Raw genomic sequence first — 24610 nt, 5'->3', positions numbered from 1 at the left:
TCTCTCAGCTCAGGGAGCTTTGATTTATCGCTACTCCCTATCATTGCTCTGCTAAGCAGCTAACTTTCCAGAATGCGTTTCAAGAAATGAGCGGTATGAGACTTCTCACTGTCCTTAACTGTTTCAGGTGCGCCCTCGGCGATAATCAAGCCGCCTCTGCTTCCTCCTTCCGGACCCAGGTCGATGATCCAGTCTGCTGTTTTAATTACATCAAGATTGTGTTCGATTACAACAACTGTATTTCCATGATCACGCAGACGATGCAGTACCTTCAGAAGCTGATCAATGTCAAAGAAATGCAGGCCTGTGGTGGGCTCGTCGAGGATGTACAAAGTTTTACCCGTATCCCTCTTAGATAACTCACGAGAAAGCTTGACGCGTTGGGCTTCGCCTCCCGACAAGGTAACTGCGCTCTGGCCGAGGCCGATGTAGGAGAGGCCAACGTCAATCAATGTTTGCAGCTTTTTGGCAATTGCTGGAATGGCGTCGAAAAATTCTCGAGCGTCCTCAACTGTCATTTCCAGCACGTCATGAATCGACTTGCCTTTATAGGTGACTTCAAGAGTTTCTCGATTATAGCGTTTCCCCTTACATACATCGCAGGGGACATATAGGTCGGGCAAAAAGTGCATTTCAACTTTGATGACTCCGTCTCCCTGACAGGCTTCACAGCGCCCTCCTCGCACGTTGAAGCTGAATCTTCCTGGCTTGTAGCCGCGAGATCTTGCTTCTTGAGTCGCTGCGAAAAGCTCTCTTATTGGAGTGAATATACCTGTATAGGTCGCAGGGTTGGATCTAGGCGTACGTCCTATTGGGCTTTGGTCGATATCGATGACTTTATCGAAGTGATCCAGACCTTCGATTGTCTCATAGGGCTCAGCGGTGAGAGTGGTCGCCATATTAAGTTTGGTGGCGGCGATTGGGTACAGAGTGCTATTGATCAGGGTGGACTTACCTGAACCTGAAACACCTGTGATGCAGGTGAACAGCCCAACGGGAATTTTAAGCGTGACCGACTGCAGATTATTCCCGGTGGCCCCGCTGATAATCAGTTGCTTGTCTGGATCCGGCTGGACTCTTTGTTCTGGTATTGCAATACATCGCGTTCCTTTCAGATATTGGCCGGTGATGGATTTATCGCTTTCCATGACCTGTTCAGGAGAGCCTTGAGCGACGATTTCTCCCCCATGGACTCCCGCTCCAGGCCCAATATCTACGACATAATCCGCCATGCGAATGGCGTCTTCGTCATGCTCAACCACGATGACCGTGTTGCCGAGATTTCTCAGGTGCGTCAGGGTAGCCAATAGGCGGTCGTTATCTCTTTGATGGAGGCCAATAGACGGTTCGTCAAGGACATACATGACTCCGACCAGGCCTGCGCCTATCTGACTCGCCAGCCTGATACGTTGGGCCTCGCCCCCGGAAAGTGTTTCCGCACTGCGATCCAAGGTGAGGTAGTCCAAGCCGACGTTGACGAGAAATTGAAGGCGTAGCTGAATTTCTTTAACGATTTTCGCCGCGATTTCACCTTTCCGACCTGGCAGAGACAAGTGGTGAAAGAAGTTGCTAGCGTCGCCAATGGCCATGTGAGAGGTATCTGGCAGACTTTTATTGTCGATAAACACATGACGAGAAGAGCGTTTCAGCCGGCTGCCGTGGCAGTCTGGGCAGGACTTTTGAGTAAGGAATTTGGATAGTTCGTCTCGCACCATTTGCGAGTCCGTTTCCCTATAGCGGCGTTCGATATTTGGTAATATGCCCTCGAATGGGTGCTCTCGGAAGACAATGTCTCCGCGGCTGTTTACATATTTGAACTTGATATCTGTTCGTCCGCTGCCTTTTAAGAGCGCATTGCGGAACGACTCAGGAAGAGCTTCAAAAGGCGTTTCTATGTCGACTTCATAATGGTCTGCAAGGCTGGTCAGCATTTGAAAGTAGAATACGCTGCGTCTGTCCCATCCTTTGATTGCGCCTTCAGCCAGTGTCAGCTCTGGGCGCTCTACGAGTTTATCGGGGTCAAAATACTGTTTTACGCCAAGTCCGTCACAGCTTGGACAGGCCCCCGCTGGATTGTTAAAAGAGAAAACTCTCGGTTCCAGTTCGCTAACGCTGTACCCACATTCAGGACAGGCGAATAGTGCTGAAAAGATCAGTTCTTCGCCGTCTCCGTCCATTGGTGCGGCGATGACGACGCCTTCAGCCAACTCAATACAGGTTTCAATAGACTCGGCCAGTCGGGTCTGAATATCTGCGCGAATTTTGAGACGATCAATGACAACCTCAATAGTGTGTTTGCGCTTTTTATCCAGCTGGGGGATGTCGTCGAGGTCTGTCACGATGCCGTCGATACGCGCCCGAATGAAGCCCTGCGCGCGAAGGCCTTCGATCACATGCAGATGTTCGCCCTTGCGATTGCGTATCACCGGCGCCAGCAGCATCCATTTACTGTCTTGAGGCAACTCCAGGATGCGGTCCACCATCTGGCTGACTGTCTGGGCTTCGAGAACGATGTCGTGATCCGGGCAGCGAGGTTCGCCGGCGCGTGCATACAGCAGACGCAGGTAATCGTAAATTTCAGTAATGGTGCCGACAGTGGAGCGAGGGTTGTGGGAGGTGGATTTCTGTTCGATGGAAATGGCGGGGGAGAGACCCTCTATATGGTCAACGTCCGGCTTCTCCATCATGGACAGAAACTGTCTGGCGTAAGTAGACAGCGACTCCACATAACGCCGCTGGCCTTCCGCGTACAGCGTATCGAAAGCCAGGGATGACTTGCCCGAGCCAGACAGCCCGGTAATGACGATGAGCTTGTCTCTCGGCAAGTCCAGGTCGACATTCTTGAGATTGTGGGTTCGGGCTCCGCGGACTTGGATCGTGTCCATAAAATTCTTTTTCACCTCCGGAATTTACAGCCGGTCATTATATAAGTAGGGAAACAGGATGAGCAAAGCGACAGCGAATCGATTAATAAGTGGCTGGTCAAATGCTACAATATGCGCTTTTTGATGGAATGGTACGGTAGTTAAATGCAAAAGACGCAGAGGTTTATGCCCCAGGAGCGCCGCGCTGTCTCCGCGCTGGCTTCGCTGTACGCCATGCGAATGCTTGGGTTGTTTATGGTGCTGCCGGTTTTCATGGTGTTGGGGAGAGAGCTTGAGGGCGCAACGCCTGCTCTGCTGGGCCTCGCCATAGGTGTTTATGGTTTAAGTCAGGCTGTCATGCAGGTGCCTTTTGGCGCACTGTCTGACCGGTTTGGTCGAAAGAAGCTGATACTGATTGGCTTGGGGGTATTCTGCCTTGGCAGCGTCGTTGCTGCATTAAGCGATAATATCTATGGCGTTATCTTTGGGCGTCTGTTGCAAGGAGCAGGCGCCATCGCCAGTGTTTTGATGGCGCTACTCAGTGATTTGACGCAGGAAGAAAATCGCACCAAAGCCATGGCGACGGTGGGAATGACGATCGGGCTGTCATTTGCATTGGCGCTGGTTGTCGGGCCGTTGATTTCGGGCTTCGCAGGTTTATCCGGACTGTTTTGGGCGACAGCGTGCATGGCGTTGTCAGGAATGGTTTTGTTGTATAAAGTGCCGACCCCGTTGCAGCAACGGCGTAATCTGGAGACGATAGTGCTTCGCTCCGCTTTGCGGGATGTGTTCCAGCACAGGGAACTGATGCGTCTGAACTGGGGAATTTTCTCGCTGCACATGATTTTGACGGCGATGTTTGTCGCAATGCCGGTTACTTTGGCGGATAAATTTCATATGGCGTCGGATCGGCATGGGTGGTTCTATCTGGCGGTAATGGGCGGAGCTTTTGTATTCATGATTCCGCTGATCATCATCGGTGAGAAAAAGCGGCTTTTACGGCAGGTTTTCACCGGAGCAGTCTGGTTAATGGCGGCCGCTCTCATGATTGTAATGAACGGGGTGAACGATTTTATCGGGTTTACCCTGGCTGTGTTTGGTTTTTTCTTGGCTTTCAACTTCTTGGAAGCGACTTTGCCTTCTTTGGTCAGCAAGGTGGCTCCTGCGGGAATGCGGGGAACAGCGATGGGAGTATATTCCAGCTCGCAGTTCTTCGGCGCCTTTCTAGGGGGCGTCCTAGGTGGACTGGCTTACCAGAAGTTTGGTTTGATGGGAGTGTATGGTCTTTGTACAGTGATGGCGGTAGTATGGGGCGGAGTGTCCCTGTTCATGCCTGATCCTCCCTATACAGCGAGTTATGTGCTGTCGCTGCAGCCGTTCAATGTGGACGCGGCGGACAAGATAGCGCAGGAACTGACGCAAATTCATGGTGTTGAAGACGTCACTCTGGTGATCGAAGAACACTTGGCGTATTTAAAGATTGATAGACAGCGCTTTGATGAGAAAGCGCTGGTAAATTACCCTCTCACCGCCCAGGTTGAGGGATAACGTTTGGAGAGCGATATGGCGCGTGGTGTAAATAAAGTAATTCTAATTGGTAATTTGGGTAGCGATCCGGAAACACGTTATACCCCCTCCGGCAGTGCAATTTCCAACCTGAGGTTAGCGACTGACGAGAGTTATAAAGACAAGCAGACAGGGCAACTGGTGCCTCGTACAGAGTGGCACCGTGTCGTGCTGTTCGGCAAGCTGGCGGAGATCGCCGCTCAGTACCTGAGAAAAGGCTCCAAAGTATACATTGAAGGTCGTCTGCAAACGCGCAAATGGCAGGACCAGTCTGGACAGGATCGTTACAGCACTGAAATTGTTGTAGACATGCAAGGTCAGATGCAGATGCTCGACAGCCGCAATAGCGGCGGTGGTATGGATAACTCGCAAGGCTATAACGATGGCTGGCAGCAGTCCGGTTCCTCCGGTGACAGCTACGGTGGCGCTCCAGCTGCTGCGCCTGCCGGTAACTATGGCGGCGCTCCCTCCAACAACAACTACGGCGGAGCTTCCAATAACAACTATGGAGCCTCAAGCGGCGGCTATTCCGCCCCGAACCAGGGGCAGGGGCAACAACGCCCGCAACAGCCACAGCAACCAAAGCCGCCCATGCCTGAGCCTATGGACGACTTTGACGACGATATTCCCTTCTGACCCGGAAGCTAAAGAATATTTAAGACATAGAGCTATGACAGCCTGACTTAAAAGCCCCATTATTTTGGGGCTTTTTTTTTACGTTTTGGGCGAGGAGATCTGGGCCATGAAAATCGCAGTATTATTCGGCGGTACGAGTGAGGAGCGGGACGTCTCTATCGCCAGCGCCGCGCAAATTATTCCGGCGCTGCGTAGTCTGGGGCATGAAGTGTTTTCTGTGGATACAGCCACTGGACAGCTATCTGCAGCGGACGAAATGCGTCTTTTGCAAGCGGGTGTGGCGCCGGAGCCGCCGTCGACCTCGGTTATCGCCGATGTGCGGGGGCGAGCCATTGCTTTGTCTGCGGAGGCTTTCAATATTCGAGACGTTGATGTCGTTTTTCTGGCGTTGCATGGCGGCGCCGGAGAAGACGGGCGGGTTCAGGCGATGCTGAACCTGGCGGGACTTGCCTATACCGGCAGCAATCATATTGCGAGCGCGGCGGCCATGGACAAAGACCTGAGTAAGCGCTTATTTCGGGCCGCGGGCGTACCCACTCCGGATTGGCTGATGGCGCCGGCAAGCAGCGATGAGGTTGCGGAAAAGTTAGGCTGGCCAGTGGTGGTCAAACCCAGCAAACAAGGCTCCACCGTTGGTTTAAGTGTGGTGCGCGAAGCGTCGGAACTGGCGCGGGCGATAGCGCTTGCGAGTGAATACGACGATGAAGTGATGATCGAGAAGTTTGTCCCCGGACGAGAATTCACGGTCGGAATATTGGAAGGACAGACATTGCCAGTTGGCGAAATTATCGCTCCTAACGAGATTTTCGATTATCAGGCTAAATATCAGGCGGGCGGCGCCCGTGAAATATTCCCTGCGGATATTCCTGAGGCTGAGGCTGTCGTCATGCAGGACATTGCAGTGCGTGCTCATGCGGCGCTGAAGCTGGGCGTATACAGCCGGATCGACTTCCGTGTTGAAGAGAACGGCGCAGTCTGGTGCCTGGAAGGGAATTCCTTGCCGGGTATGACGGCGAATAGTCTATTGCCGCAAGCAGCGAAGGCCGCCGGTATCGAGTTTCCCGAGCTACTGGAGCGAATCTGCCGCGGCGCTGTACGTTGAGCGCTGCGTGGATAATGCATAGTTAGCCAATAAGCGGAAACTGTGGCGAGGCCAGGTTGGGAACATGCGGCCAAATCTATCGTTATATTGTGCCATAATGCTGGAGTCAGACCGTTAAGCCATAACGGCGTACATAAAAACTAACAGCAGAAACAAGGGAGTAGGGTATGACTACAATTTTGGATATCGCAAAAAAGGACTTTGAGACCGGCACGGAATATCAATTGGAGTTGATCACCAAGGAAGGCTCAAAAAATGGTAAGCCTTCGCCGTGTCTGGAAGTATGGGAAAGAGCGAGGGGGAACCGAACGATTCTAGGTAGAATCTTTCAGATTGATATGGAAGAAGCGCTTTATCATGCCTCCAAAAATGGCGCTGAAGAAGTCCTCATCGGTAAACGCGGTAAGGATGACGCAGCGTTTTCAGAAGGTAAGATTGTGCTGGAAGGCGGCGCACCCACGAAACTAACGTTGGCGCTGAAGGTCACTTCTTCACCTGCGCCGGAAGTGAAAGAAGCGGCTTATCCCTGGTAAGCCAGTCCGATATTTTGAGGCGAAGCGAGGATGTCCAACGCTTCGCTGCTCCCTATCTTTGATGCGACTGAATCCAGTTCAAGTCCACCTGCTTATTGGATTCCGCCAGTAATTCGCCTTCGTAAGAATACAGTTGAATCATGAAATGTTTACCCCCCAGTAAATCCTGAGCAGTCTTCTTGTCTGTGTTATAACCATCGCTATGCGGTTTACTGGCCAGCGCCGTAACGAGAATTGCGCGCTGATTCTCCCAGTCGAAGTTCGCCAATGTTTTCAACTGCTCCCGAAAAACCTGGCTGTCGCTTTGCGCCGCAACTAATACCGCATACGCAATGGGATAAGCTCTTCCATTACAAGTATGGATGTCCTGACGCAGACTGGTAGTCCGGTACTCGCATGAGGATGAGTCGTAGAAACGGACGGGTTGGGGCTGAGTGGCGCAACTCGCGGCGCTGGCGCCAAATACGACAGCTAGCGCCAGCCTTATCATGGATTTCATATTGTCTTCCCTTGAGCGTGGTTGTAGGTTCTTCATCGCCTGTGTGATGAGCGGGCGGATGAAATGATTTTGAATGAATATTTTAGCCTTGCATAACTTCATAAAAGAAGACCAAGACTAACTTATTGCAACATATCATGCTGAATTTATTGCAGTTTGTTGGAATATAGTTACTGCCTTGGCAACTGGTCCCGTTTTTACAATTAGTTTCTTTTTTGATCAGTTTCGTCCTTATAAGATGCCTTCGCCAAACGTCCGTGTTCAGGCGGTTGCGGGCGATGGATTGCATGTTTGCCGGCAGGTCCGGCGTTGAAGTTATGGGATGAACTATGTTGTTGCGAACTTATCAATGGCCTGACGCTTTGGTGCGATCAGGTTTCATGGCGGTTAGATTATTACTGGCGGCTCTATTTTTGACCTTATGCGCTTGTGGTGGCGGAAGTTCGGCGAATAGCTCCGGCTCCAACGGGGAGGTTGCGGGTACGCAAAGTGAACCACCCACAACGACAAATCCGGATACACCCGAACCCACAGATAATGAGGATAACGATGCTGGTCAGGACGACATCATCGACGATCCTGATGAGCCTGAGTCACCTAAAACCTACGAAATTGCCGGTATCTATTGCAGCTGCGGCCCGACCACCAGCACAACTTCGTCTGTGTTTAATAATATTAATGAGGCAGCTTATCTGGATGGGGTATTAGTGCGCATTCCCTGGGCGGAAATGGAGCCGTCTCCCGGCGTCTATGACTGGTCATTGCTGGATCAGCAGCTGGTTAAAGCCAAGGCGCAGGGGCTGCATGTCACCTTTGCGCTGCTGAATGGGTACGCCGCGCCAGCCTGGTTGGAATCCGAAGGCGCGGACATGCTGGATTACATCTTTCGCGGAGACATTCCCCGGCGTCTGCCGATTCCCTGGGATGAAACCTATCTGCGTTACCTGACAAACTTTATTGCGGCCTTGGGCGTTCGCTATAGCGGCGAGGAGGCGCTGCAGTTGGTGCATATGACCAACTCGACCACCAATGGCTTTGAAATGCAGTACTTTTTTGATGCTCAGGCGGAGGCGGACTTCTACGCAAAAGGATACAGCGAGTCTGCGTTAGTGAACTCATGGAAGCGAATTCTGGATGCATACAACCAGGCCTTTGACGACACCCGCATGGATCTGGACGTGCATCCGGTACTGGGTTCACCGACGGTGGCGGAGCAGGTTGTCGCCTATGGGCAAGCTTCTATTGGCGCGCGCTTTGGCGTATTCGGAGCTTGGTGGAGTCGTCGCAATGCGGAGGTGGCGTACCCGGAAATGTATAACCTGCTGTTGTCCGGCGCGGCGTCCAGCTTTGCTGGCGTGCAACTGGTCGGCACGGCTTCCACCCGGGCTTATAACGAAATTACCCGGGAAGATTTGCTCGACGCCATTCAGTTAGCGCTGCAATCGGGCATTTACTATATCGAAGTCTGGAATCAGGACTTATTGAATACGGATATTTCACCTCAATTGGGCGGCTTTCACACCAGTGTGAATAATGCGGTCAAGTAAGCGGCCAACCCGGAGGCTGAGCCTCCGGGAGCTGTAATGGAGTTAGCTAGTGACGGCGTTCAGAGTACGGGTGTGAACGCTTTCCGGCAGCAGTATTTTCAGTGGCGGCATGGCGTCTATCTTGGCGGCCACATCGCCGTAAATCAGCTGCAGCCCTTCAATGATGCGTGAAGGCTGATCCACCCAGGAGGAGTTGCGACGCTTCAATTCGAACGGCTCCTCACACTGGAAAAACTCCAGCACCTTATCGATGGTCGAGCCCAGGCTCTCGTACTTGATCAGGATGGTCGGGTGTTTAGGGGACAGATTACTGACCCAGTTATCAAACTGGCGCTCGATATTGAACTCATCCACGCCTCTTTCCAAATACTCCTCCAGCGTCATGCCGCGCAGCGAACGCGCCGGAGTGGGGCTGTTCACGTTCATGGCTTTTGCGTGCATGTCCTGATAATTGCGACGAAACAGCGAGAGCACCGCATCGTAAGGATTACCGAACATGTAACCGAGTCGGATGTCGACCTCATCGTCATACACGGCGGGCGTATAGGCGTGTTCGCGGATGGTTTTATCGGAGATGGAGCCGATATGGCGCGCCAGGGCGGTGGAGCCGACGCCGCCCATTGAGCACATGGCGCAGCGCACAGCGGCCTTTTTTCGGAACAGCTTCACTCGGGAGAGGAGTTGCGGTATGTCCAACATAATCGTGTCCTTGTCAGTGGTGGTGAGTTCCAGTTCAGGCGGCGGCTTCGCCAAAAATCGCGTCTTCCACGATACCGCAGATAATGTGTCCGATCATGATGTGGCATTCCTGAATTCTTGGCGTATGTGTGGAGGGCGCGTTGATGACGTGCTCCGCCAGCTCCTGCACTTTGCCGCCGGAACCGGCGAAGGCGGCGGTGATCAGGTCCATTTCTTTGGCGCTTTCCAGGGCGACCAATATGTTCTTGGAATTACCGGATGTAGTGATGCCGATGAACAGATCGCCGGGTTTGGCGTTTGCTTCTACTTGGCGCGCAAAAACCCGTTCGTAACCGTAATCATTGCCGATGGCTGTGAGCATGGAGGTGTCCGTCGTCACCGCCAGGGCGGGCAGGCCGGGGCGATCGAATTCAAAACGGCTGACGAACTCCGCCGCGATATGCTGCGCGTCCGCCGCGCTGCCGCCATTGCCCGCCAGGATAACCTTGTTGCCCCTTTTATAAACCTCCACGCAGACTTGACCCAGACGGAGTACTTTCTCCATCAATGGTTCGTCCGCGAGCAGGCGTTGTTTGACTGCAATCGAATCTCTGATGCGTTCTTTTACATAGTCCATGTCAATGTTCATTGGTCATCCTCCTGGTTGTCCGGGCTCAGTCACTGAGCGCAGAAAGGGTTGCTTCCCGCTGGGGAAAGAACTGCTCTGTGTGGGCGCATAAGAAGTCGTAGTCTTCGGGTATGCCGATATCGATAAAGGGGCCGGCTTTGGTATAGGCGTATAAGCCTCCGCCCACCAGCGCCGGGAAGGCGGTTTGTTCGAAGGAAAACGCGCCTTGTTGCGGACAGTGTTTATGCAAGAACTCGGCGCTGAGGAAATAGACGCCGGCGTTGATCAGGCCAGGGCCGGCGTTCGGCTTTTTCTCCTCAATCATGATCACTTTGCCGCTGTGTTTGTGCACGGTGAGCTTGCCGTAACGAGAGCAGTCGGGTTGCAGCGCGGCCAGCATGCCGTTGGTGAACTCGCTGCGATAAACGGAGGAAATAAAGTCCTGCAAATCGGTGTCGCAGAAACTGTCGCCATTGAGCACCAGATAATAGGGCGCGGGATGTCGCTCCGCCGCCATGCGAATAGCGCCGCCGGTGCCCATGGGCGCGTTTTCAATTACGAAATTCAGGCGCTGGGTGGCGCGGGGACGCTCCTCAAAATAGCGGACGATGTGCTCGCTTTTGTAGCCGAGAGACAGCACGATATCGTGGATATTCTGGCGTTCCAGCTGATCCAGCAGCAGCTCCAGAAACGGGCGATCAGCCACCGGCGCCATGGGTTTTGGCAGATCCGCAACCCGCGAGCGCAGCCGGGCGCCTTTACCGCCGGCAAGAATGATGCAACGTACATGCGTTGCTCTGGCTTCCATGTTCATTTCATTCCCCTTGTTTATTTCTGCCATAAAAAGAGTCTGGCGTCGTAACTCTCATCCACCACGCGCATGTTGCGTTGGACGAATTGCAAGGTGTCCGCGTCGATGACCAGCGTCATCGCATTCCAGGGGGAGGCCACCAACCAGACACGATTATTCTGGTTCAGTACGTCCTGTAGCTCCCTGTCGCTGCGAAGCACCACCGTGCCCAGGAATTTATCCCGATAGAAGGGCGAGTCCAGGTTACGGTCGTAGACGATCTTGCGATCGGTAATGGTCTGCAGGAAATAATCCGGTGTAATGCCGGAATACAGCTTGGTTGGCATCGGCGCCATGCTGATGACTTTATCGCCTTCCCGATAGCCCTGTTTCAACGTGGCGGACACTTTGCGGTAGTCCACGCCGGCGAAGCCGTCCCGGTAATCCGAGCGAAAACCCAGGTGTCCCAGGTTGCCGATGCTATAAAAATGGATCAGGTTGGAGTTCATCGACATCACCGCCATCAATAAGAGCGCCGCCAGATTGAAGCTGGCGACGGCTGTCGCCGCTGGAGCTCTAACCCTGGCGGTAAGACGTGTTACGTCCTCAATCAGAAATGTCAGGATAGCGCCGACGCTGATGATGAAAAACGGGTAGATAAAAAACACATAGTGGGCGTTGTAGAACAGCAAAAAGTTGCTGAGGCACAGCAGCGTGATGAGGAACACCAGATAGTAAAAGCGCAGCGTTGGACGCTTCCAGGCGTAATAGGCGCCGAGCAGGAAAACCGCGCCGGTGATGAGATGGGTTTCCATGCCAAAGAAGTTGATGAAGTAAAAGCCTGGCTCCCAACTGTCCTTAAGAAAGCCCAGCTGCGGCAGACTGACATCGCCTTTGCCGGAGCCCAGCATGAGGTGCGGCTGTTGCAGCACCACCCGACGCACGCCCTGGGCGACCAGCGTTAATATCACCAGTAGATACATCACCCAGAGATTGCGCTGGAAGATCCAGGCCAGATTATCCCGTTTGAAGATAAGCACGATGACGCCCATCACCGGAAGCAGAAACCCGGAGCCTTCCCAGCTCAAATAGGTCACAGTGAATAGCGCCCAGACCAGCAACGCGAATCGCAGTCGAACCTTTTCCTGCTGCAGCAGGTGGTAGACCGCCGTGGCGGTGAGCAGAGTGAAGAACTGCGTCTGCGCCGGGTGAAATGCGTTCTGCGACCAGTAGATAGACCAGGTTGAAAGGCTGTACAAGAGCCCAGCGATCATCGCCGCCGCCAAGCCAAAGCGGCGCAGGCTGATCCAGAAAATCAGGCTCAATACGCCAGTGGAGAATAGCAGCGCCGGCAGGCGTAAAGTGAATTCGGAAAAGCCGCCCAACTTGACCGATAGCGCCAAAAAGTAAGGCACCAGTTCGTAGGTGGCCAAGGGCACTTCCATGGTGCTGACGTAGATATAGGGATAGCCCTTATCCAACACGCCCTCTACAAAACTGGCGATAGTGGCTTCGTCGATAGTGAGCGCGCGGGCCTCCAGGCCGCCGATGCGCAGACTGAAAGAAAGAGCAATCAGTGCGGTGGCGATCAGCATGATCACAGGAAAGGAGTTAGCCCTGGCGCGCATCAGCGGCCACTTCACCCATGGCGACTCGGCGCGGCTGTTCATAAGCTTTCCTCCAAAACTTTGGCGGCTCCGCCGACATAGGCGGTTGCGCAACTCTCGCGTCCAATGGCAAAGCGTGACGAGCGCAACTGTAGCGCAGACAGGGCTTGGGCCAGGAGCGCAGCGCCGAACAAGGCGGTGATGACACCCAGATTAAACAGGCTGGTAGTAAGCAGGCGCGCATCCAGAGCGAGGGCGCACAGCAAGGCGCCGAAGCAGGTAAGAGAGGTCAGCAGTAGATTGATCGCCGCGACAAGACGGGGCAGACCTGCCAGCGCCAACAACAGTCCTGCGCTGGTAAGAACGTTGAGCAGCAACCAGATTGAACACCATTTCAACGCGCGCCAAATCAATTCGGGGTAACTGACTTGCCGCATTACCTCCAGGCTGGGGTCTTCGAAACGAATTGGCGCGCTTTCCGCTGACTCCGTCGCTACCTGACGGATATGTGGCGTATAGGCGGGGCGCTCGTATTGCGCTGGCGCATCCGTAGCGCTGACCGGACGGACGCGCCAATCTATGCCGGGAAAACTGATGAAGCGATCCTCCCCGGTCTGTACAACGGCCTGCAAGCCCATACCCAGGGCTGGGTCGCAATCCGCGAACACTTCAATCTGGTTAGCGGGTGCAGCGCCTAGCGGTTGAAACAAGTTAATGACTTTGATTTGCGGATAGTCGCTGGCGTAGTCGCCCATGCGGCGTTGATTGACGTTAACCTTGAAGCTCCCATTGCATTGCGCCATCAACCAGGCGTTTTGCAGCGCGGTGCGGGAGAAGGGCAAGGTCAGCACAAAACGGGCTTCTGACGCGTTGTCGCCGGCGCCGCTGCGCCAGACCGGCTGCAGCGCACTGGTGCGGCTCCATAGAAAATAGCCGTAATCCACATTGCCGCTAATCGCAGGCGGCTTTAATCCATTGGCTAACTGCGGCGCCCGCCAGTCCTCGTCATAAAACCCGTATTGATACCAAACCCGGGCGTCGGCGCCGCCATTGGCGGGGGTGAAGGACGCCTTCCAGGCGTTATCGCTGACCAGACGCTGTTCCTGTCCCTGGCTGTCTTGGACCCGAAGGGAAAGAATCATCGCCGGCGCGCCGCCGAGGGTGGATTTTTCCACCCGAACTGCGATGACATTTTTACCGGGACGTAAGTATGACTCCACCGCGCCGAGCCAGATGGGCTCAGAGGTGGCGGCGGACTTCATCGCAACCTCTACGCCGTTGATATAGAGCTTGTAATTCTCCGTTCCCGCGATCTTCAGGAAGGCTTTATAGGGCGCGGCGCGCACGATGAATATTTTGCGGAAATAGCTGACGGCGCGGGCGTCTGGGGCAGTGATCCAGCGGGCTCCGCCCCAGTTCAGGCGCACGCCTTGCTGATTCTTCAGCTCCAGCGCGTAGGTGGTCATCAGTCCCAGCAACAGGGAGAAAGCCAGCATCGCCGGAAAGACTTTGCGGCTCGCCTGCAGTCCTTGTCGCGCGCTTCGCCACAGCATGGTTATGACCCGCTGAGTCCGCGTACGGCGCGCAGATTACGTACGCTGTCCGCATCAATGGAAAGCTGGAACGACTGTCGCGCCTGATCCACTTCCCCCATCATCATCAGGCATTCTCCCTGTGTCGCCAGCAAGTCGGCGCGCAGGCTGGAGCCTTGAATTCGTTCGAGCGAGGCGGAAACGCTGGACAAGCAGCTTTCCGGCACGCCCTGGCGGATATAGGCGAGACTGGCCATCGCCCGCAGAGTGTCGCTTTCTGGATAGACCCGCAGCATTTCCTGCAACGCCAGCAAGGCTTCATCCCATTGCTCGTGACGGTAGTTACGACTGATGACCCGGTCAGTCAGGATGGCGAGCCGGCGCTTGGTGTAGTGCGCCACATAAGGAAAGAACTCGTCTTCGCGCCGGTGTTGCAGAGCGGCATGTAGCGTGTCCAGCGCTTCCTGGCGCTTGCCTGCGGTTTCCAACTGCGCCGATTGATAGAGCGCGGCGGCGGGGTTTTCCGGTTTGAACACCATCGCGTTCAATTGTGAGAAAAGCCGGCTGGCCTGCTCGGAGTATGTCAGCAGTGGGTCGAGTTTGAAGGCGATGACCATGGCGCCAAAAGCGGACGCCGGCGCGCCCTCGGTCAAGCGCCATTGTGCGTCCTGTTTGTATTTGGCCGCTTGCAGGGTCGGGTAGAGCGTCAGCGCCAGCGGCGTGATCAGAATGAGCAACGCAACAGGATAAAAGCGCAGGCGCGCTTTGGACAGGGTCATCATAAAGAGAATGACGGCGGCGGCTGTGGCGATATACCAACCCCATTCCAGGCACAGAAACGCCAGCTCCAGACGACCACCCAATGAATCAAAGTTGGCGGTGTCGGGGAGGGCGATGGCCTGGCCTTTATTGGGCGTGAAGAAGGAATTGAAGAACCGCTTCAACGTGCGATAGTCCTCAATATTGTCGGCGTAAGTTGGCAAGGTATGGGGGTCGAGAGCGACGAGGTAACCGGGAACGCAGGCCAGAAACGCGAGGACGAAGGCGGCGCTCGTGAAAGCGAGATTCGGCTTGTTGAAATGGACGCTGATCGCCAGTAAAGGCGCGGCGATCAAAAGCAATAAAACAGGGCCCAGCATATCCGGATGAGGCAGCGCCATCGACGCGGCGTACTGGACGCCAGACTCGCCGCCGGCGAAGGGCAGATTGATCCAGGGAGCAAGGAACGCGCCCAGCATCGCCAGAATCAGACTCGCCTGCACCCCCGCCAGCATCTTCATGGACTTATTGCGCTCCTTTGCCGACGGGGCGACGCTTGATCAGCGCCGCCAGGAAAGCCAGTTCGCGCTGATCCAGCGTTTTGCTGACCAGAATCAGAATCAGATAGGCGACGGCGAACAGCAATGACGCCAGGATAAATTGCAGCAGACCCGGGGACGCAAAAGCCGCGTTCACCGCATAACCCGCCAACAGCGCCGCCAGCAACGGCTTGTAAGACATGCGCACCCATTGCACCGGCACGGACTGGCGATACAGGAACCAGAGCGATCCGACGATAAACAAGGCTTCCGCCGTTACCGTTCCTATCGCAGCGCCCAAAGCGTGCAGATGTGGAATCAGCAAAATATCCAAGATAGCGTTGGTGGCCAGGGTGGCGATGGAAATCAGCGTGAACAGGCGTTGCCGTCCCATGGCGGAATACACGTAAATCATGATGGAGGAGGGGAAGATGAAGAAGATCGCCACCGCCAGCGCTTGCAGAATATTGGCGGAGGAGGCGAACTCCGGCGTATACATCAACCCAATGATGTCCTGGGCGAAGACGAACACATACGCCACGATGGGCAGCGACAGAATGGCGTAGAACTTCAACACCTGATTGAGAAAACGACTGAATTCCGCTTTATCGCCAAGCGCCAGGCGGGCCAGTTTGGGATAGATCGGAATAGATAACGTGAACGGCAGCATTTCGATGATCTGTATCACCCGATAGGCGGCGTTGAACAGCCCCAGGGCCAGCGGCGCCGCCATCGCTTTCAAGATAAGCGTGTCCACATGCAGGGTGGCGCGACGACACATCATGGATAAACCGATGGGGATGGACTCGAGCAGCACGTATTTCCACAAGCCAGGATCAAAGCGCCAGGGAATGTGTTTGAAAACCGCCAGGCTGCAAGCGTAGAACAGCAGGAACTGACAAGTATTCGCCAGCAAATAGTAACCGCACAGCGCGAGAATGCTGGGGTCGTGCTCGCGCCAGTACAAGGTGAGCGCCAACAGAATCACTTTGTGTATGACGAAAATGGCGGCGTTGAACTCCATGCGCTCGAAGGCGCGAAACAGCGCGCCATAGATCACGCTGTGAAACACGATCAAGGCGGCGATCGTCATTATGAACAGACTCATTCCGAAGTCGCGGTCCTCCAGAATCAATAGACAGACAACGGCGGTAGGCGCGGTGGCCACCAGGGTGACCGCCCAGGCCAGCAGGCGCACGTTGCCGAAGAAATGCTTGTATTGCTCCGCCTTCTGCGCAATTTCCCGCACCAGAAGATTGGTGACGCCCATGTCGGTGACCAGTTGCAACAGGCCGACAAACGCCAGAATGAAGGCGAAGTCGCCGAAGGATTCCGGTCCCAGGGTGCGGGCGATCAAGACGATGACGTAGATATTCAGTAGTGCGCCCACGCCCTCGCCGAGCAGGGTGGCGATGATATTGCGGAAAATCTTCTTGTTCGAAGACATTGATTAATCTCCCTCCACGGAGCAGGACCATTGCGCGCCCGGCGTTAGCCGGAAATGCAGCAGCCACAGCTTGGCGTAGGCGTCCAATTTGCCCAGCTCAATTTGTCGGATATCGGAACGGGATTCGATAACCTCACTGACGCCCACCTTGCCCAGTCGAAACAGCTCCTGGTTCTTCTCCAGCTCGGATCTGGCGCGATCCAGGGCGCTGAGCGAGTTCTTCAGGGTCAGTAACTGCTGTTGATAGTCCCGATAATTTTGCAGGGTGACGATGCGTTGATTCGCCCTGATCAGATCCAACTGCCTCTGTTCTTTTTCCACCTGCAGCGCCCAATAGCGGGACTTGCCGCTGGCGCGCAGGGTGTCTTGCAATTTCACCTCAAGACTGACTCCCACCGTGGCGAGATGTTTGCTCTCGCCAAAGTCTTCGTCCGCCACGCCGCGGACGGAGCCGCTCAAGCCGAACGACACGCCGTTATCGTGGCGCGCCTGGTCATACTGGCGACGAGAAATGGCGAGTTGGGTTTGTTGCAGGATGACGTCAATGCTGCCGTTTTCCGCGGCATTGACGAGGGTTTCCAGATCCCCGGCGGGAGGCAGGGAATCCAGTTTGAAGCCCGGCGTCGGCATGGCGTCGGCGGTTTGCGCCAGGAATGTGAATTTCTGGCTCAGATAGTCACGGTTATTCGCGGTTTGCTGCAGCTCGCCTTCCAGTTCAGCGACGGCGCCTTCCGCTTCCAGCAGATCTGAGCGTTCAATCAGGCGGGCGCGGGCGGCGTTGCGCGCGATGTCCAATTGAGACTGGGCGTCCGCAAGCAGTTCCCGTAGCAGAATTTCCTGTTGTTGCGCCTGTTGCAGTGAGACCAGCACTTCCACCAGCTCCAGCAGGCTTTCCTGGAACAGCTTCTGATGCTTGGCGGTTTCATACTCAATGCGCTGCCGCAGAATCGCGGCGTCGTCGGTTTCCTGTCCCACCCAGCGGCTATTGCGATAGATTGGCGCGTCCAAGGCCACCTTGGCCTGATTCACAAACCCGGAGCGGCGTCCGTTGACGGAGGTTTCATTGTCTGAGTCGATGAAGGCGCTCTGATTCTGCTCGAAGGCGAAGTTCCCCACGGATTCGCCTTCGTAGTACTGCGGCCCTGCGCTCAGAGTCAGTTCCGGATACCATGCCTGTCCTGAGGTGTATTCGAACTCTTTGCGCAAAGAGGCGATTTCCAGTCGCTGCACTTGCAATTGCGGGCTGGTGCGGCACATTTTACTCAACAGGGCCTTAAACTCGGGGCGGTCTTCAAAGCCATGACAAACTCCCGCACTCAACGTCATGCAGACGCCTGCGGCGAGTGATAGCGACAACCTGGCTGACATCATGAATTCCTTATCCTTTTACCTTATCTCCGGCTTTCAGACTCTGCTGTCCCGCCACCACGATTTCATCTCCCACATGCAGACCTTCAATGATTTCCACATAGCCGTCACCGGCGATGCCTACTTTCACCGGGGTCAATTCCGCCGCGCCGGACTCGCTGACCCGAAACACCACTGCGTCGTCGTCAAAGCGATTGATCAGGGCGATGGAAGGAATGCGCACGGTGTTTTTATTCTGCTCCAGATACACCGTGCCGGTCATGCCGGGCTTCACGATAAGCTCAGGATTCGGCGCCTGCACGTAGACCCGGGCGGCGCCCTGGCTTTCATCCAATTCAGGGTCCACCCGATAGATTGTTCCGTGCAGGGTGGTGCTGGTGAAGGCGGACAGGCGGATATCCACGGCTTTGCCCAGTGAGAAATTGCCCAGCTCTTTTTCCGGCAGCAGAATCTTGAACAGAATCGGGTCGATGGAATTGATGACCAGCGCTTCCTCGCCTTTTTTGATATAGACGCCGGGAAAACTCTTCACTTCGCTGACGACGCCGGAGATCGGCGAGGCCACTTGCGTTTGCTTAAGTTCCTGGGTGGCGTTGTTAAACTGGTGAGTGGCTTCGGCGAGGCTGCTTTGCGACTGGGTGAAGTTGAGAAACGCGGTCTTATACTGCTCCTGAGAAACATATTCGCCCTCCAGTAGACTCTTCATTTCACTGAGATTGGCGCTGTAGTAGTCCAGCAAGGTTTTGCGGTTTTCCACCAGGGATTTCGCCAGGGTGTAATTGGATTTATAGAGCGTGTCGTCCAGCCGGAACAGCTCCTGACCCTCGACCACCAGATCGCCCAGTTTGACCGGCTGCGCCCTGATAGCGCCTTCGATTTGCGGACGTATCGCGACGGACACCCCTTCCGTGGCGACGGCGGTGGCGGCGAAGCGGGAGGTGACGTCGCCTGCGCCGACCTTGTGCAGCTCTACTGGCGCGGCGTTCCCCACATTGCGGGCGATTTCCGTATTGGTGATTTCCATATGCTTCTTGGCGGACAGCAGCAGGTAGCCGATCAATCCGACGATCGCTACGATGAAGATGGAAAATACGAAATTGCGCTTCATGATGTTCAGCATGCGTCCAGTCATTTGAATCCTTCCAGGGGGTTGCGGGCCCCGCGCGCCTGGCGCCAAAGCAGCCAGGTGAGCGGCGCGAACAGCAATAACTCGGACGCCACCGCCCACACATTGCGCCAGCCGATAAAGCGGGCCAGGGTGTCGTGGTGAGGTCCAATCAATAAAGTGAACGGCGCGGAGATGCGCGCATCGCTTAACGGCCAAAGCAGCGGCGCGCCAAAGCTGCTGTGCAGCCCCCGCTGCGGGCCGGTGAGAAAGTCCAGCAAGCTGTGGCTGAGCAGGGCGCAGGCGATCACTGCGAAGCGTTGCCTGTAGTCAGGCCAGAGCGCCAGCAGTTTCCAGCGCGGCCACGCCAGTAAGGCGGCTGCGGCCAGTAACGTCGCGGGCGCGTGAGATGCGCGGCTGTGATAAGCGAGATGGTCGCCGCTGACGAGATATCCGACCAGCATATCCAGATCCGGCGCATTGCCGAGCAGGGCGAAGAACGCCAGCGCGGCCGCTCCGGGCATAGCCCCGCCGCCGCGCAGCGCATGGGCCGCCAGGAGACAGTCGATACCGCAAAGTGCGTGGGCCACGGTGGTCGCCATAAATACGCCGTCAACGCTTGGGTTGTTTGAACTTAAGGTAACTGCTGGTGTTGTTGCGCGAGACGATCCGAGCCGGCGCGCCGACGACAGTACAGTTATCCGGCACCGAGTCGATCACCAGCGCGTTGGAGGCGACCACCACATTATCGCCGATGGTGATGTCTCCCAGAACTTTGGCGCCGGAGCCGATAAAGACATTGTCGCCCAGTCGGGGACGGCCTTTGCGTTGATAGTCCGGCCCGACGGTGACGCATTGGTTGACGGTGCAGTCTTCGCCTACGACTTCTGCGTCGATAAAAACGCCGGAGAAATTATGGATGACCAGACCGGGGCCGATAGCGACCCGGGGAGGAATGCGAATGCCAGTAATGGAGCCCAGCAGAAACTCGGTCGGGAAATATAACAGCCACGCCGCCAGCTTCAACAAGGGATTGCGCGTGCGCGCGGCATAGTGCCCCAGACGGTACGAGCACAGATAGAGCGTGCCCAGCTGGAACGTGATTTTCAGGTACTTGTTGACGAAATTGTCGATGCGCACATAGTGTGAACGCTTCCTGCGGATATCCGCCGCCAGTAAACCGGCCATGGTTACCTAACCTCCATATAAATCGGCTGCAAGAGCCTGTTCCCTGGGCTGGCGCTGACGCCCAGCCCCACCGGCGTGACGCGGACGCCGGCTTCGCCGTTGCATATGGGCGAATGCGCAGATTGCCAGAATCCGCGCATTCGCGCCAGCGTTTTAATGACGTTGGAAAAGGACGGTTCGCTCCCTTGCCGCACTACATTCCTTTTATACACTTCAAGATCTTACGTCGTTTGGAGAGTAGGTCTCCAGAATGAACTCACGCAGCTTTTCTTTGGGCGCGCGTTCTCCTCCCGTATACAAATGTTCGTACAGCACCTCAATGCCTTGCGCCAACTGTCGCCAGGTGTAGAACTTGTCTACGACCTGACGGGCGGCCTGTCCCAGACGCTGGCGTTTGGCGTCGTCGTCCAATAATTGAATCGCCGCGTCGGCGAGCGCGTCGCAGTCATGATTGTCCACGATCAGCGCATTGCTCTCATGCATCAGTCCCTTGGCGCCGCCGCGAAAGCCGGCGATGGCGACGCCGGCGGACATGTAATTCAACACTTTCACCGGATGTCCCGGGCACTCCGGACGAGGAATCACCGCCACGTCGGCGACCGCAAGGTAGTCCGGCAATTCATCCAGAGGCACCTGATCACAAAACAGTACCTGATGGGCGATGCCGAGCTCCTCCGCCATGCGCTGGTATTTGCTGTGGGCTTCCGGATTGGAAATATTGCCGACTAATAACAGCTTCACGTCATTGCGGCGGGCGGCTACTCGCGCCATGGTCTCCAGCAGGTAGTCGATTCGCTGAAAGGCGTCTAGACTGCCTGTGTAAACCAGATAGTGATCGTCTTTACTTAACTGGTGGCGGGCGTAGATGCGCTCGGGATTGGGGTTGTCGAACATCTCTGGCACGACCCCGGCGGGCAGGACGGTGATTTTGTCCGCGTCCACGCCCAGTTCCACCAGAAAATGTTTGAGATCATCAGACACGGCGGTGACATGGTCGCCTTTGAAGGGCAGGGTTTTGTCCAGAAAGGTCGCCAGCTTGCGGGCGAAATCTTTGTTTTTGAAGAAGTCGTAGGTGGGCAGCTCGTCGGTCATGCTGTTGACCGCGTTGTACAGCAACGGCCGGCGCGTGATCAGTTTGGCCAGCCAGCCGATCAGCACGCCTTCATAATTGTGGGCGTGAATAATGTCGATATCGTATTTGAGGATGACGCGTATGAGTTTGAACACCATCAGCGGGTTGAACAGAAACTTCTCTGGGGAAGGGCCCACCCGTATGGCGTTTTTCTTGAAACCCGGAACCCGCACCCGATGTATGTGCGGCCCGACAACGGGAATATCCTCTTTAATAGGGTAGGTGACGATATGGACTTCATTGCCCAGGTTCACCAGCGCTTCCGACATTTCCCTGATGGAGGCTGGCGATCCATGATTGGCGGGGAAAGGGCAGGCCGCCACCATGGCGATTTTAAATTTCCTTTTTTCTGGCTTCACTTTGTATGCATTCCTTCTAAAAGTGACGTAGATCCTGGCTGAAAAGCAAACAGGTTTAACCTGCTATTAACTCCGAAAAAGGCAATATTCGAGCCAAAGGAGGTGGGGCAGGATGACAGGTTTGTAAAATGAAAACCCGTGGAGATGACGATAAATGAGCGCAATTTCTCCTTTTTAACGCCAGCTTTTTCTCGCCCAAATACCCAATATATAGAGTCTATGGCCCGGAAACCCTTTGGTGGCGCGGGATGACGCAAATAAGCTGACTGGATGGTCAAAAGTGGTGCAAAAAAGAAGTGTAAAAAATATCAACACTTCCGGTTTTGTTTGTCGTTATAAGTATCCGAATTATTTACAAAGATCAATTAATAAACAGAGAATATGAGTAAAGCGTAAACTGAATCGACATTCATCTTATTATTTTCTTTACACTTAGCGCATAAGCGGCTGCACTTCTTTCACTATCGGCGCCCTCAAATGAAACAGAAATTGGCATAAAAATCGGGCGCTTTTCATCCTGGTTCATGAGAGAAAATTCATTTTTTATAGGTGTTTTTTACGGAGGCGAAGGCTCAAAGTGGTGACCTCCTATCTCGACTTCTTCCCGCGTAGGCCATCGTTAAACCGGTCTTAAGTGGAAGATAAAACAGCTCTTTATTTGTTCAGGTCGTAAGCGGCGCTGATCGGCTCCGCGTTTTCCTTGAACTGTCATATAAGCGTCATCTGCGTTTTTCCCCTGTTTTGGGCCTTGCTCGGGCATGCTTTTTGCCTCGCTGAGGACATTGGGCTGCTGCTTTACTCTGCTGAGATTGCTCCCACGGATAAGGAAATGAACGCGGATTTGCGTTTCGCTCATGGCTTCAGGAGTACGACAGTGGCTAAGGAATATACAATAAAGTCTGGGAATGACGTCTGCGCCGATATTGTCTGGCATCAGCATAAAGTCAGTAAGTCCCAGCGTGCGTCCATCAAGACGCAAAAGCCTTGTCTATTGTGGTTCACCGGCATTAGCGGAGCAGGCAAGTCCACGATCGCCAATGCGGTGGAGGCGCAGTTGTTTGAGTTGCAGCGCCACACCTATCTGTTGGACGGTGACAACGTCCGTTATGGGCTGAACAACGATCCGGCTTTCTCCAGTGAGTCCCGGGTTGAGAACATCCGCCGAATCGGCGAAGTCGCCAAGCTGTTTCTCGACAGCGGCATGATCGTTCTGAGCGCTTTCATCTCCCCCTTCCGCGAAGATAGAAAAATAGTGCGTCAAATACCGGAGCCCGGCGAATTTGTCGAGGTCCATGTTTCGACGCCTCTCAACGTTTGTGAACAGCGCGACCCCAAAGGCTTGTACAAACAAGCCTGCGCAGGCCGCATAGAAAAGTTCACCGGCGTTGATTCTCCTTATGAACCGCCAGTCAATCCGGAATTGACTTTGAATACTGATGCAGTATCCCTGTCCGAATGCGTGGAGAGGGTTATCGGTTATCTCATTGCACAGCAATTTATTGTTGAAAGGGACGCAACACTGTATCGCGCTTCCTGAAGCGCAAGGACTGCAGTTTGTTGTAACTGGACGTATTCAAAATGATTAGGTTACAAAACTAGGGAAAGGACTACTTTATGTTTTACCGATCAAAAGCTCCGCTAAGGATCAGCTTCGCCGGAGGCGGCACCGATATCGCCAGCTACTCCGACATTTATGGCGGCAATGTTCTGAATGTCACCATAAACAAATACGCATACACCCATCTGGAGTTGCGGGAAGTGCCGCAAATAGAAATCTACTCGCAGGATTTCGAAAGCATCACTCGCATCAAAGCCAACAAGGACCTTCAATTCAATGGCGAAAGCGATCTGGCCAAAGGCGTGATCAAGCGCTTTTACGAAGGCTCCGCCGGTCTACGTATCGTCACCCACAATGACGCCCCGCCAGGGTCCGGTCTGGGCTCTTCGTCAGCCATGGTGGTGTCGTTGATCGGCGCTTTCCGGGAACTCAAAAACCTGGCGTTAAGCCCTTACGACATCGCCCGACGCGCCTGCGAAATCGAGCGCGGCGATCTGGGGATTCTGGGAGGCATGCAGGATCAGTACGCCAGCGCTTTCGGCGGCTTCAACTTCATGGAGTTCCAGAAAGACCATGTCATCGTCAACTCGCTGCGCATCGACCCCTGGGTTATTCATGAACTCGAATACAACCTGATTCTGGCGTACACCAGAAAGAACCGGTTGTCTTCGCGCATTATTGAGTCTCAGGTCAAGAACGTAGAGCGCAACGACCAGGCGAGCCTGAACGCCATGCACAACCTCAAGGCGCATGCGGTGGAAATGAAAAAAGCGCTGCTGACCGGTCGCCCGGATGAATTCGGCAAGCTGCTGGATTACGCATGGCAAGAGAAGAAGAAAATGGCGGCGACCATTTCCAACGGTCAACTCGACCAGATTTATGAAGACGCGATTAAAGCCGGCGCCCTGGGCGGTAAAGTCAGCGGCGCCGGAGGCGGCGGCTTCATGATGTTCTATTGTGAGTCCACCCGTAAACGTCGGGTGATGGAAGCGCTGGTGAAAGCCGGCGTGGAAGTGATGTCTTTCAACTTTGAACTATCTGGCGTGCAGTCCTGGCGCAGTTCCCGTGAGCTGCGAACGCCGCAAACGGTGTTCACCAAGGACAAATTTCTGGCTGCGTGATTTACGGGTGGTTAAGTAAACGCCGCAATGGAATAACCCAGCGAAACAAAGG

22 protein-coding genes are annotated in these 24610 nt (G+C 54.8%); 7 read left to right on the top strand and 15 right to left on the bottom strand.

Features of this window, described 5'->3' with window-relative positions; translation table 11 throughout:
- Positions 1–59: 59 nt before the first annotated feature.
- Positions 60–2885: an excinuclease ABC subunit UvrA gene (gene uvrA, locus AC2IBB_RS30695; protein WP_486330460.1), complete on the bottom strand. Its 2826-nt coding sequence runs from the start codon at positions 2883–2885 to the stop codon at positions 60–62.
- 144 nt (positions 2886–3029) lie between these two features.
- On the opposite strand from uvrA, the gene AC2IBB_RS30690 reads away from it, so the two are divergent.
- The 4 genes from AC2IBB_RS30690 to AC2IBB_RS30675 all read left to right on the top strand — a co-directional run bounded on the left by AC2IBB_RS30690 (position 3030) and on the right by AC2IBB_RS30675 (position 6701).
- Positions 3030–4412: an MFS transporter gene (locus AC2IBB_RS30690; RefSeq protein WP_486330459.1), complete on the top strand. Its 1383-nt coding sequence runs from the start codon at positions 3030–3032 to the stop codon at positions 4410–4412.
- Positions 4413–4427: 15 nt separating this feature from the next.
- A complete protein-coding gene (gene ssb / locus AC2IBB_RS30685) occupies positions 4428–5066 on the top strand; it encodes a single-stranded DNA-binding protein (RefSeq protein WP_486330458.1) in 639 nt (212 codons plus the stop codon).
- Positions 5067–5172: 106 nt separating this feature from the next.
- Complete coding sequence (locus AC2IBB_RS30680) at positions 5173–6168, top strand: D-alanine--D-alanine ligase family protein (RefSeq protein WP_486330457.1); 996 nt, start codon at positions 5173–5175, stop codon at positions 6166–6168.
- Between the two features lie 167 nt (positions 6169–6335).
- Positions 6336–6701 carry a hypothetical protein gene (locus tag AC2IBB_RS30675; RefSeq protein WP_486330456.1) on the top strand — a complete coding sequence of 122 codons (366 nt, stop codon included), beginning with the start codon at positions 6336–6338 and terminating at the stop codon, positions 6699–6701.
- A gap of 52 nt (positions 6702–6753) precedes the next feature.
- On the opposite strand, the gene AC2IBB_RS30670 is transcribed toward AC2IBB_RS30675, so the two are convergent.
- Positions 6754–7200, bottom strand: a complete 447-nt coding sequence (locus tag AC2IBB_RS30670) for a hypothetical protein (protein ID WP_486330455.1) — start codon at positions 7198–7200, stop codon at positions 6754–6756.
- 329 nt (positions 7201–7529) lie between these two features.
- On the opposite strand from AC2IBB_RS30670, the gene AC2IBB_RS30665 reads away from it, so the two are divergent.
- Positions 7530–8747 carry a beta-galactosidase gene (locus AC2IBB_RS30665; RefSeq protein WP_486330454.1) on the top strand — a complete coding sequence of 406 codons (1218 nt, stop codon included), beginning with the start codon at positions 7530–7532 and terminating at the stop codon, positions 8745–8747.
- A 42-nt stretch (positions 8748–8789) separates the two neighbouring features.
- On the opposite strand, the gene AC2IBB_RS30660 is transcribed toward AC2IBB_RS30665, so the two are convergent.
- From AC2IBB_RS30660 to AC2IBB_RS30600, 13 genes are read right to left on the bottom strand one after another with little or no spacing between them, the layout of a single operon-like run.
- Positions 8790–9500, bottom strand: coding sequence for a hypothetical protein (locus tag AC2IBB_RS30660; protein ID WP_486330453.1), 711 nt, complete (start codon positions 9498–9500; stop codon positions 8790–8792).
- Positions 9481–10074 carry a D-sedoheptulose-7-phosphate isomerase gene (locus AC2IBB_RS30655; RefSeq protein WP_486330452.1) on the bottom strand — a complete coding sequence of 198 codons (594 nt, stop codon included), beginning with the start codon at positions 10072–10074 and terminating at the stop codon, positions 9481–9483. The genes AC2IBB_RS30660 and AC2IBB_RS30655 overlap by 20 nt, the downstream gene beginning before the upstream one ends.
- Positions 10075–10099: 25 nt before the next feature.
- Positions 10100–10861, bottom strand: a complete 762-nt coding sequence (locus AC2IBB_RS30650) for a nucleotidyltransferase family protein (RefSeq protein WP_486330451.1) — start codon at positions 10859–10861, stop codon at positions 10100–10102.
- A 20-nt stretch (positions 10862–10881) separates the two neighbouring features.
- Positions 10882–12513, bottom strand: coding sequence for a glycosyltransferase family 39 protein (locus AC2IBB_RS30645; RefSeq protein WP_486330450.1), 1632 nt, complete (start codon positions 12511–12513; stop codon positions 10882–10884).
- Positions 12510–14003 (bottom strand): hypothetical protein, encoded by a 1494-nt coding sequence (locus tag AC2IBB_RS30640; protein WP_486330449.1) that lies wholly within the window; start codon positions 14001–14003, stop codon positions 12510–12512. The genes AC2IBB_RS30645 and AC2IBB_RS30640 overlap by 4 nt, the downstream gene beginning before the upstream one ends.
- Before the next feature lie 2 nt (positions 14004–14005).
- Positions 14006–15262, bottom strand: a complete 1257-nt coding sequence (locus AC2IBB_RS30635) for a tetratricopeptide repeat protein (RefSeq protein WP_486330448.1) — start codon at positions 15260–15262, stop codon at positions 14006–14008.
- A gap of 4 nt (positions 15263–15266) precedes the next feature.
- Complete coding sequence (locus AC2IBB_RS30630; protein ID WP_486330447.1) at positions 15267–16727, bottom strand: flippase; 1461 nt, start codon at positions 16725–16727, stop codon at positions 15267–15269.
- A gap of 3 nt (positions 16728–16730) precedes the next feature.
- Positions 16731–18098 (bottom strand): TolC family protein, encoded by a 1368-nt coding sequence (locus tag AC2IBB_RS30625; protein WP_486330446.1) that lies wholly within the window; start codon positions 18096–18098, stop codon positions 16731–16733.
- 7 nt (positions 18099–18105) lie between these two features.
- Entirely contained in the window at positions 18106–19227 is a 1122-nt protein-coding gene (locus AC2IBB_RS30620; RefSeq protein ID WP_486330445.1) for an efflux RND transporter periplasmic adaptor subunit, read from the bottom strand.
- Entirely contained in the window at positions 19224–19802 is a 579-nt protein-coding gene (locus tag AC2IBB_RS30615; protein ID WP_486330444.1) for a metal-dependent hydrolase, read from the bottom strand. The genes AC2IBB_RS30620 and AC2IBB_RS30615 overlap by 4 nt, the downstream gene beginning before the upstream one ends.
- 10 nt (positions 19803–19812) lie before the next feature.
- Positions 19813–20388 (bottom strand): serine O-acetyltransferase, encoded by a 576-nt coding sequence (locus AC2IBB_RS30610; RefSeq protein ID WP_486330443.1) that lies wholly within the window; start codon positions 20386–20388, stop codon positions 19813–19815.
- A 2-nt stretch (positions 20389–20390) separates the two neighbouring features.
- A complete protein-coding gene (locus tag AC2IBB_RS30605) occupies positions 20391–20600 on the bottom strand; it encodes a hypothetical protein (RefSeq protein WP_486330442.1) in 210 nt (69 codons plus the stop codon).
- Position 20601: 1 nt separating this feature from the next.
- A complete protein-coding gene (locus AC2IBB_RS30600) occupies positions 20602–21879 on the bottom strand; it encodes a glycosyltransferase family 4 protein (RefSeq protein ID WP_486330441.1) in 1278 nt (425 codons plus the stop codon).
- A gap of 874 nt (positions 21880–22753) precedes the next feature.
- Here AC2IBB_RS30600 and cysC point away from each other — a divergent pair.
- Together cysC and AC2IBB_RS30590 are read left to right on the top strand one after the other, a co-directional pair.
- Positions 22754–23416 (top strand): adenylyl-sulfate kinase, encoded by a 663-nt coding sequence (cysC, locus tag AC2IBB_RS30595; RefSeq protein WP_486330440.1) that lies wholly within the window; start codon positions 22754–22756, stop codon positions 23414–23416.
- A 77-nt stretch (positions 23417–23493) separates the two neighbouring features.
- Entirely contained in the window at positions 23494–24558 is a 1065-nt protein-coding gene (locus AC2IBB_RS30590) for a GHMP family kinase ATP-binding protein (RefSeq protein WP_216737704.1), read from the top strand.
- Positions 24559–24610 lie beyond the last annotated feature (52 nt).

The sequence above is a fragment of the Hahella sp. NS-SX17 genome, from assembly GCF_057367735.1.
The sequence above is the reverse complement of the archived record's forward strand: the minus strand, read 5'-3'. Positions and strand labels throughout refer to the sequence as shown.

Excerpts from the sequence above, each read along its gene's own strand:
- AC2IBB_RS30620 (WP_486330445.1), bottom strand. The coding sequence starts at position 19,227 with ATGACTGGACGCATGCTGAACATCATGAAGCGCAATTTCGTATTTTCC.
- AC2IBB_RS30630 (WP_486330447.1), bottom strand. The coding sequence starts at position 16,727 with ATGTCTTCGAACAAGAAGATTTTCCGCAATATCATCGCCACCCTGCTC.
- AC2IBB_RS30610 (WP_486330443.1), bottom strand. The coding sequence starts at position 20,388 with ATGGCCGGTTTACTGGCGGCGGATATCCGCAGGAAGCGTTCACACTAT.
- AC2IBB_RS30625 (WP_486330446.1), bottom strand. The coding sequence starts at position 18,098 with ATGATGTCAGCCAGGTTGTCGCTATCACTCGCCGCAGGCGTCTGCATG.
- AC2IBB_RS30665 (WP_486330454.1), top strand. The coding sequence starts at position 7,530 with ATGTTGTTGCGAACTTATCAATGGCCTGACGCTTTGGTGCGATCAGGT.
- AC2IBB_RS30635 (WP_486330448.1), bottom strand. The coding sequence starts at position 15,262 with ATGAAGATGCTGGCGGGGGTGCAGGCGAGTCTGATTCTGGCGATGCTG.
- AC2IBB_RS30655 (WP_486330452.1), bottom strand. The coding sequence starts at position 10,074 with ATGAACATTGACATGGACTATGTAAAAGAACGCATCAGAGATTCGATT.
- AC2IBB_RS30690 (WP_486330459.1), top strand. The coding sequence starts at position 3,030 with ATGCAAAAGACGCAGAGGTTTATGCCCCAGGAGCGCCGCGCTGTCTCC.
- AC2IBB_RS30680 (WP_486330457.1), top strand. The coding sequence starts at position 5,173 with ATGAAAATCGCAGTATTATTCGGCGGTACGAGTGAGGAGCGGGACGTC.
- AC2IBB_RS30590 (WP_216737704.1), top strand. The coding sequence starts at position 23,494 with ATGTTTTACCGATCAAAAGCTCCGCTAAGGATCAGCTTCGCCGGAGGC.
- ssb (WP_486330458.1), top strand. The coding sequence starts at position 4,428 with ATGGCGCGTGGTGTAAATAAAGTAATTCTAATTGGTAATTTGGGTAGC.
- AC2IBB_RS30615 (WP_486330444.1), bottom strand. The coding sequence starts at position 19,802 with ATGGCGACCACCGTGGCCCACGCACTTTGCGGTATCGACTGTCTCCTG.
- AC2IBB_RS30675 (WP_486330456.1), top strand. The coding sequence starts at position 6,336 with ATGACTACAATTTTGGATATCGCAAAAAAGGACTTTGAGACCGGCACG.
- uvrA (WP_486330460.1), bottom strand. The coding sequence starts at position 2,885 with ATGGACACGATCCAAGTCCGCGGAGCCCGAACCCACAATCTCAAGAAT.
- AC2IBB_RS30670 (WP_486330455.1), bottom strand. The coding sequence starts at position 7,200 with ATGAAATCCATGATAAGGCTGGCGCTAGCTGTCGTATTTGGCGCCAGC.
- AC2IBB_RS30640 (WP_486330449.1), bottom strand. The coding sequence starts at position 14,003 with ATGCTGTGGCGAAGCGCGCGACAAGGACTGCAGGCGAGCCGCAAAGTC.
- AC2IBB_RS30650 (WP_486330451.1), bottom strand. The coding sequence starts at position 10,861 with ATGGAAGCCAGAGCAACGCATGTACGTTGCATCATTCTTGCCGGCGGT.
- AC2IBB_RS30645 (WP_486330450.1), bottom strand. The coding sequence starts at position 12,513 with ATGAACAGCCGCGCCGAGTCGCCATGGGTGAAGTGGCCGCTGATGCGC.